The 7,548-nt window shown below is 67.6% G+C and carries 7 protein-coding genes; 3 read left to right on the forward strand and 4 right to left on the reverse strand.

Annotation, left to right across the window (positions count from 1 at the left end):
• Positions 1–942 (reverse strand): ligase-associated DNA damage response exonuclease (locus ACE3TU_RS16130; RefSeq protein ID WP_374626005.1); only part of this gene is annotated, 942 nt, incomplete at its 3' end.
• Positions 943–1,014: 72 nt separating this feature from the next.
• Positions 1,015–1,413 (reverse strand): hypothetical protein, encoded by a 399-nt coding sequence (locus ACE3TU_RS16135; RefSeq protein ID WP_374626007.1) that lies wholly within the window; start codon positions 1,411–1,413, stop codon positions 1,015–1,017.
• Between the two features lie 161 nt (positions 1,414–1,574).
• Here ACE3TU_RS16135 and ACE3TU_RS16140 point away from each other — a divergent pair, with 161 nt between their 5' ends.
• The 3 genes from ACE3TU_RS16140 to trxC all read left to right on the forward strand — a co-directional run bounded on the left by ACE3TU_RS16140 (position 1,575) and on the right by trxC (position 6,178).
• Entirely contained in the window at positions 1,575–2,555 is a 981-nt protein-coding gene (locus ACE3TU_RS16140) for an aldo/keto reductase (protein ID WP_374626009.1), read from the forward strand.
• A 218-nt stretch (positions 2,556–2,773) separates the two neighbouring features.
• On the forward strand, positions 2,774–5,689 hold the full coding sequence (locus ACE3TU_RS16145; protein WP_374626011.1) for an insulinase family protein: 2,916 nt from the start codon (positions 2,774–2,776) through the stop codon (positions 5,687–5,689).
• 48 nt (positions 5,690–5,737) lie between these two features.
• Positions 5,738–6,178, forward strand: a complete 441-nt coding sequence (trxC, locus tag ACE3TU_RS16150; RefSeq protein WP_374626013.1) for a thioredoxin TrxC — start codon at positions 5,738–5,740, stop codon at positions 6,176–6,178.
• Positions 6,179–6,361: 183 nt separating this feature from the next.
• Here the strand turns inward: trxC and ACE3TU_RS16155 are convergent, their stop codons facing one another.
• Both ACE3TU_RS16155 and ACE3TU_RS16160 read right to left on the reverse strand, forming a co-directional pair.
• Positions 6,362–6,820, reverse strand: a complete 459-nt coding sequence (locus tag ACE3TU_RS16155) for an Hsp20 family protein (RefSeq protein ID WP_374626015.1) — start codon at positions 6,818–6,820, stop codon at positions 6,362–6,364.
• A 161-nt stretch (positions 6,821–6,981) separates the two neighbouring features.
• Positions 6,982–7,548 (reverse strand): hypothetical protein (locus ACE3TU_RS16160; RefSeq protein WP_374626017.1); only part of this gene is annotated, 567 nt, incomplete at its 5' end.

Below are 7,548 nucleotides of genomic sequence, written 5' to 3' on the forward strand. Positions count from 1 at the left end.
GCCTAGCTGGCGGCACTGGTAGACCAGCGCGTCCTCGCGCCCATGCGTCACCCAGACCTTCTCGGCCCCGCTATCGGCGATGGTACGGTTGAGCTCGTTCCAGTCGGCATGGTCCGAGATCACCAGCGGCAGTTCCACTCCGCCCTGGCGGGCCCGCTGCTTGACGCTCATCCAGCCCGACGCCACCGCCAGCACCGGCTCCGGCAGCCGCCGGCTCCAGCGGTCCTTGAGCGCCGAGGGTGGCGCGATGACGATCTGGCCCTCGAGTTCCGCCTTGCCGGCCTCGAGGGAGGGCCTGAGCGGACCGAGCCGGATGCCCCTCGCCTCATAGAGCTCGCACAGCCGGATCATCGCTCCGTGCAGGTAGATCGGCGCGTCGTATCCGGCGTCGCGGATCAGCGCGATCACCCGCTGCGCCTTGCCCAGCGCATAGCTGCCGACCACGTGCGCCCGCTGCGGATAGCCCGCCACCGAGCGCAGCAGGCGCGCGATCTCGTCCGCCGGGTCGGGGTGCTGGAACACCGGCAGGCCGAACGTCGCCTCGGTGACCAGCAGGTCGCACCGGGCCAGTTCGAACGGCTGCGCCGTGCGATCGGGCAAGCGCTTGTAGTCGCCGGTGACCGTCACGCGGCGGCCCTGGTACTCGAGCAGCACCTGCGCCGACCCCAGGATATGGCCGGCGGGAAGCAACGTGATCGTCACGCCGTCCACCTCGAGCGGCTGGCCGAACGGCAGGGCCTGGAAGCGCCCGGCGCAGTCCTCGCCGTAGCGCGCCTTCATGATGGCGATGGTATCGGGGGTGGCGAGCACCGCGCCGTGGCCGGCGCGCGCGTGGTCGGCATGACCATGCGTGATGATCGCCCGGTCGCGCGGACCGGGCGGGTCGATGAACACGTTGATCGGCGCGACCCGCAGGTCGCGCTCCAGGAACTCCGTCGCCATGACGTCACTGTAACGTCAGGACCACCGCGGCGGTTCAACTTTCTGGCATCGCCGCCGCGGGCAGCCGGACCCTCAGCGCTGGCCGTGGAGCTCCACCCAGGTTTCGCCACGACCGTTGGCGAACTTGCCGTAGGTGAACCGTACCCGGCGGATGAAGCGGTTGTTGAGGCGCAGGTCGATGGCACGGGTGTAGCCGCCCTGCGGGATCAGCGCACGAACCGCGATATCGTCGTTGGCGCCATTGCCGTAGCGCACGTCGAGGTCGTAGATCATCAGGTCGTTGCCGGTGACGTGCAGGCGGATCTTGTCGAACGTGCCGGCCGAGGCACCGACATCGATCTGATCGAAATCGACAAGGCCGTTTACACGGCGTTTGCCGAGAAATACCCAGGTGGCTGCTTCGGCAGGTGCAGCCGTCAGGCTGCCCAGCGTCGCGGCGCCGAAACCAAGCAGTAGCGTGCGGCGGTCCATTGGAGTTCTCCCTACAAATACCCCCCGGGCAAATGCGTAGGGCAGAGGGCACCGACCGCGCAAGTTAACGTTCGGAAAAAACGTTACCGTCCCGCAATACTTGGTCTTGCGGATTCGACAGATTTAGTTGGTCGCCGGCGGCGACGCTTTGGAGGGACTTCATGGACAGGCGCAGACTGGGCAAGACGGGCTATGAGGTGTCGGAAATCGGTCTCGGCACCTGGCAGCTCGGCGAGAGCTTCGGGCCGGTCAGCGACGAGGCGGCGCGGGACATCCTGCGCACCGCCCGTTCGCTCGACGTCAATTTCTGGGATACCGCCGATGTCTATGGCGGCGGCCAGTCGGAGCGCCGCATCGGCGGCTTCGCCGACAGCAAGGGCGTCATCGTCGCCACCAAGCTGGGCCGCGACGGCGACATTTTCCCCGACAAGACCGGCTACAACCGCCGGAACATCAAGCTCAGCCTCACCGGCTCGCTGAAGCGGCTGGGCGGCGAGACGCTGGATCTGGCGCAACTGCACACCATCCCCACCGAGGTGCTGCGCGACGGCGAGGTGTTCTCGATCATGGACGACCTGCGCGACGAGGGCCTGATGCGGCACTGGGGCGCCAGCGTCGAGAATGTCGAGGAAGCCCTGCTGGCCCTGCGGGCCGAGGGCTGCGCCACGCTGCAGATCATCTTCAACCTGTTCCGCCAGGACTATGCCGAGGCGGTGCTGCCCAAGGCGCACGCGCAGAATGTCGGCATCATCGTCCGCCTGCCGCTCGCCTCGGGCCTGCTCACCGGCAAGTGGAACAAGGACACGACCTTCGCCGCCACCGATCACCGCAACTTCAACGCCAATGGCGAGAAGTTCAATGTCGGCGAGACCTTCTCGGGCCTGCCGTTCGAAAAGGGCATCGAACTCGCCGACCAGTTGAAGCAGATGATCCCGGCCAACTATCCGCTCGCCCAGTTCGCCCTGCGCTGGCTGCTCGACCACCCGGCGGTCTCGACCGTCATCGCCGGGGTGACCAGACCGGCCCAGCTCAGGGACAATGTCGAGGCGACCAAACGCGATCCGATCGGGCCGGCGCTGATCGAGGAGCTGAAGGGCTGGTACGAGGACAAGGTGAAGCCGAACATCCGGGGGCGGATCTAGGCCGCCACCCCCACCGACCTTCCTTCTCCCCTTGCGGGAGAAGGGAATTGGGGCGAGATCGTGCCACCCCTTCTCTTCCCTCTCCCCTTGAGGGAGAGGGTGGATCGGCCGAAGGCCGAGACGGGTGAGGGGTTGCCCCTCCCCATCCGGCCAGCCCCCTTCCATCCGCGCCCGCCGCTCCCTAGATTACCCCCACCCTTCCACTGCCGAGTATCTCCATGTCCGAGCATCCCGCCTTCGAACTCGTCCGCGAACAGCAGATCGGGGAGATCAGTTCGCTGGCGCGGCTCTACCGGCACAGGAAGACGGGCGCCGAGGTGCTGAGCCTCGTCAACGACGACGAGAACAAGGTGTTCGGCATCACCTTCAAGACCCCGCCTGAGGACTCGACGGGCGTCGCGCACATTCTCGAGCACTCGGTGCTGTGCGGTTCGCGCAAGTACCCGGTCAAGAAGCCGTTCGTGGAGCTGCTCAAGGGCTCGCTCCATACCTTCCTCAATGCCATGACGTTTTCCGACAAGACCGCCTATCCGGTGGCCAGCCAGAACCTCAAGGATTTCTACAACCTCGTCGACGTCTACCTCGACGCCGTGCTGTTCCCGCTGATCACCGAGGACACCTTCCGCCAGGAGGGCTGGCACTACGAGCTCGACTCGACCCAGGGCCCGATGGTCTACAAGGGCGTCGTCTTCAACGAGATGAAGGGCGCCTATTCCTCGGCCGCGGCGGTGCTGGGCAAGGTGAGCCAGCTCTCGCTCTATCCCGACACCACCTACGGGGTGAACTCCGGCGGCGACCCCAGGGCCATCCCCGACCTCACCTACGACTATTTCAAGGGCTTCCACGAGAGGTTCTACCACCCCTCGAACGCCCGCGTCGTCTTCTACGGCGACGACGACCCGGCGCAGCGGCTCGACATCCTCGAGGGCTATTTCAGCCAGTTCGAGCGCATCGATCCCAGGGCCGAAATCACCCTGCAGGCGCGCTGGAGCGCCCCCCGCAAGCGGCACGAGACCTACGCCGCCAGCGAGGCCGAGGCCGGCAGGAAGACCGCCATGGTCTCGGTCAACTGGATGCTCGACGAGGTCACCGACCCCGAAACCATGCTGGCGCTCAACGTGCTCGAGTCGATCCTCGTCGGCACCCCGGCGGCGCCGCTCAGGAAGGCGCTGATCGATTCCGGCCTCGGCGAGGGCCTGACCGGCTCCGGCTTCGCCGACGGTATCCGCCAGCCCTACTTCACTTTCGGGCTCAAGGGCATTGCCGACGATGCGGGCGATGCGGTGGAGGCGCTGATCGTCGATACGCTCGACCGACTGAGCCGGGAGGGGATCGACCCCAGGACCGTCGAGGCGGCGATGAACTCGGCCGAGTTCGCGCTGCGGGAGAACAACACCGGCTCCTTCCCGCGCGGCATCGCGCTGATGTTCCGCTCGCTCGGCAGCTGGCTCTACGACGGCGACCCCCTGGCGCCGCTCACCTTCGAGGCGCCGCTCACTGCGCTGAAGGTCCGGCTGGCGGCAGGCGAGAAGGTGTTCGAGGGGCTGATCAAGGCCCACATCCTCGACAATCCGCACCGCTCGACCGTCTTGCTCACCGCCGATCCCGGCAAGGCCGCCGCGGAGGCGGCCGAGGAGCGGGACCGGCTCGACGCGGCACGCGCCGGGCTCGATGCCGGCGGCATTGCCGAAGTGGCCGAGCAGACCCGGCGCCTCAAGGCGCTGCAGGAGGCAGGCGATCCGCCCGAGGCCCTCGCCGCGATCCCGGCCTTGACGCTGGCCGACCTGCCGCGCCGCAACAAGCCGATCCCGATCGCGCGGGAGGAGCTCGGCGGCGTGCCGCTCTACACCCACGATCTTGCCACCAACGGCGTCGTCTATCTCGATCTCGGTTTCGACCTCAAGGCGCTCCCCGGTCGGCTGCTGCCCTACCTGCCGCTGTTCACCCGCGCGCTGACCCAGACCGGCACCAGCACCGAGGATTTCGTCGCCCTGACCCAGCGCATCGGGCGCACCACCGGCGGCGTCGGCGCCAGCCGCTGGGTGACCAGCCGGCGCGACGGCAACGGCACGGCGGCGCGGTTGTTCCTGCGCGGCAAGTCGACCCTCGAGCATGCCGGCGACATGCTTTCGATCATGCACGACGTCCTGACCGATGCCCGGCTCGACAACCGCGAGCGCATCCGCCAGATGGTGCTCGAGAGCAAGGCCGGCTTCGAAAGCTCGCTCGCCGGCATGGGCAACGGCATCGTCTCGATGCGGGTCAAGGCCGGCTTCAGCGAGGCCGACTGGCTCAACGAGAAGCTCGGCGGGGTCAGCCACTACTTCTTCCTCAAGCAGCTCGTGGCCGAGATCGAGAACGACTGGCCGGCGGTCGAGGCGGCGCTCGTGGAGATCCGGGACCTGCTGCTCGGCCGCGCCGCGCTGGTCGCCAACGTCACCGCCGATGCCGCCGCGACCGATGCCCTGCGGCCGCAACTGGCTGCCTTCCTCGCCGACCTGCCGGCCGGCGCGGGCGCCACCGGAAGCTGGGGCTTCGTCCCCGGTCCCGTGTCGGAGGGCCTCACCTTCCCCGGCCAGGTCAACTACGTGGCCAAGGGCGCCAGCCTCAAGGCGCTGGGCTTCGAGCCCACCGGGGCCACCGCGGTGGCCATCAAGCACCTCAACACCACCTACCTGTGGGACAAGGTGCGGGTGCAGGGCGGCGCCTATGGCGGCTCGTCCGGCCTCGATCCGTTTGCCGGCACCTTCGCCTTCACCTCCTATCGCGATCCCAACCTGATCGACACGCTGGACGTCTATGACGGCGCCGCGCGGTTCCTCGAGGACGGCGTCGGCGAGCAGGACCTGGTGCGCTCGGTGATCGGCGTCATCGGCGCGGTCGATACCTACCGGCTGCCCGACGCCAAGGGCTTCACCGCGCTGCTCTGGGAACTGACCGGCGATACCGACGCGGATCGGCAGCGGCGTCGGGAGGAGATCCTCTCGGCCACCAGCCACGACTTCAAGGCACTCGCGGCCGCCCTGCAGCAGGTCGCGCGGCACGGCCAGGTGGTGGTGCTGGGCTCGGAGACCGCCATCAAGGCGGCCAATGACGAGCGCGACAATTTTCTCCAGGTCACGAAGGTCCTCTGATCTGGATGTCCCCCGGCGCCCTCCCCATCTGTGGGCAAAGGAGCCATCATGAGCGACACCGACAAGCACATCGTCTGCCCCGAATGCGGCGGCACCAATCGCGTCGCGGCCGGCAAACCGCTGGCCGCGGCCCGGTGTGGCAAGTGCCACGCCGAGCTCTTCGCCGGGCAGCCGGCCTCGGTTGACGCCGCCATCTTCGACCGGCAGGTCACGCGGTCCGACGTGCCGGTGGTCGTCGACTTCTGGGCCGACTGGTGCGGCCCCTGCCACGCCATGGCGCCGTCCTTCGCCGCCGCCGCCCGCGAGCTCGAGCCGAAACTGCGCTTCCTCAAGCTCGACACCGAGGCCGAGCCCCAGGTGGCGGCCCGCTACAATATCCGCGGCATCCCCAACCTGATCGTCTTCAAGCACGGCAAGGTGCTGGCGCAGCGCGCCGGAGCCATGGATGCCCGTTCGCTCAAGGCCTGGCTGGCCCCGTTCGCCGGCTGACCGGCTCCAGAGCCCCCTCTCCCCATCCTCCGTCACCCCGGCGACGGCCGGGGTCCACCCCGCTCGCCGCCGACCGGCCGGCAACGACAAAAAGGGCGCGGCCCCTTGGGGGACCGCACCCGTTCCGTTCACCTGATCCGACAGATCGCCTGGCGCACCAGGTCGTTCGTGACGGAAGGCAGATCAGTTCACCGTCTTGTCCTCGATCGTCTTGGGCGCGGCGCCATTGATCGGGATCTGCCGGGCCTTCTTCGATTCGGGCAGCTCCCGCTTCAGCTCGATATGCAGCAGGCCGTTCTCGAGATTGGCGCCCGCCACCTCGACATAGTCGGCCAGCTGGAAGCGCAGTTCGAAGGCGCGCTCGGCAATGCCGCGGTGCAGGAACTCGCGGCTCTTGTCCTCCGTCTCGGGTGCCTTGGCACCGCGTACGACGAGGTTGTTCTCCTTGCTCTCGATCGCGATGTCACCCTCGGCGAAGCCGGCGACGGCGATCGAGATGCGATAGGCGTCCTGGCCGACCTTCTCGATATTGTAGGGCGGGTAGCTCTTGGCCTCCTGGCCGATCAGCGAATCGAGCCGGTTGAAGACGCGGTCGAAGCCGACGGTCGAGCGATAGAACGGGGAAAAGTCGTATGCAGCCATCTCACATTCTCCTTTGAGCAACGTGCTGAACGGGTGTCCCACGCCGGCTCCCCAAGCGGGCAAGCCTGCATTCCCGGGTGTCCCGGTCCCCGGGGTGGCCCCGGCGGACAGCATTGATTTAGGCAGGAGATGGGCGAGTTCAAGAGGCCGGCGACAGCCGGCTAGAATTTGAAGCGGACGCCGAGGTTGACGGCGTTGGAGCCGTTGAGGCCATTGACGATCAGGCCGAACCCGCCCGAGCGGTGCTGCACGCGGAAGAAGCCCTCGACATTGGGGTTGTCCACCGGCGTGATAGCGATTTCGGGCCCGAGATAGACGAGGAGGTGCCCGGTGAAGTCGATCGACTTGGCCCGGTCGGTTTCCGACGCCACCGTGCCCGTCGCGGCGGAGAACCCCACCGTGAGCGCCGGCGAGACGCGGAAGGTGTCGAACATCACCACGCCGTCGTGGCGGAAGACCAGGCCGCCCCAGGCTTCGACGGACGCCGGACCATGCATGTCGTAGCGCAGGCCGAGGCCCACTTCCGAGCCGATGTTGACGTTCCAGTCGTTGTGGAAGAAGTACTCCTGGTAGCCCGCGCCCAGGAAGTAGGCGTCGTCATAGGGCAGCGCCCAGACGAAGGCCGAATCGTAGAAGCTGGTGCTGTGGAAGCGCCCGCCGAAGAAGAACACGTTGCGATCGTACTGCGACAGGCCGGCATCGGGACCGAGCCCCTGTGCCGTCGCCGG

This window comes from Devosia sp. (assembly GCF_041917035.1).
Taxonomy (GTDB): domain Bacteria; phylum Pseudomonadota; class Alphaproteobacteria; order Rhizobiales; family Devosiaceae; genus Devosia_A.

Bases quoted from the DNA above. Each gene is read 5' to 3' on its own strand.
- trxC (WP_374626013.1), top strand. From the start codon at position 5,738: ATGAGCGACACCGACAAGCACATCGTCTGCCCCGAATGCGGCGGCACC.
- ACE3TU_RS16135 (WP_374626007.1), bottom strand. From the start codon at position 1,413: ATGGACCGCCGCACGCTACTGCTTGGTTTCGGCGCCGCGACGCTGGGC.
- ACE3TU_RS16145 (WP_374626011.1), top strand. From the start codon at position 2,774: ATGTCCGAGCATCCCGCCTTCGAACTCGTCCGCGAACAGCAGATCGGG.
- ACE3TU_RS16155 (WP_374626015.1), bottom strand. From the start codon at position 6,820: ATGGCTGCATACGACTTTTCCCCGTTCTATCGCTCGACCGTCGGCTTC.
- ACE3TU_RS16140 (WP_374626009.1), top strand. From the start codon at position 1,575: ATGGACAGGCGCAGACTGGGCAAGACGGGCTATGAGGTGTCGGAAATC.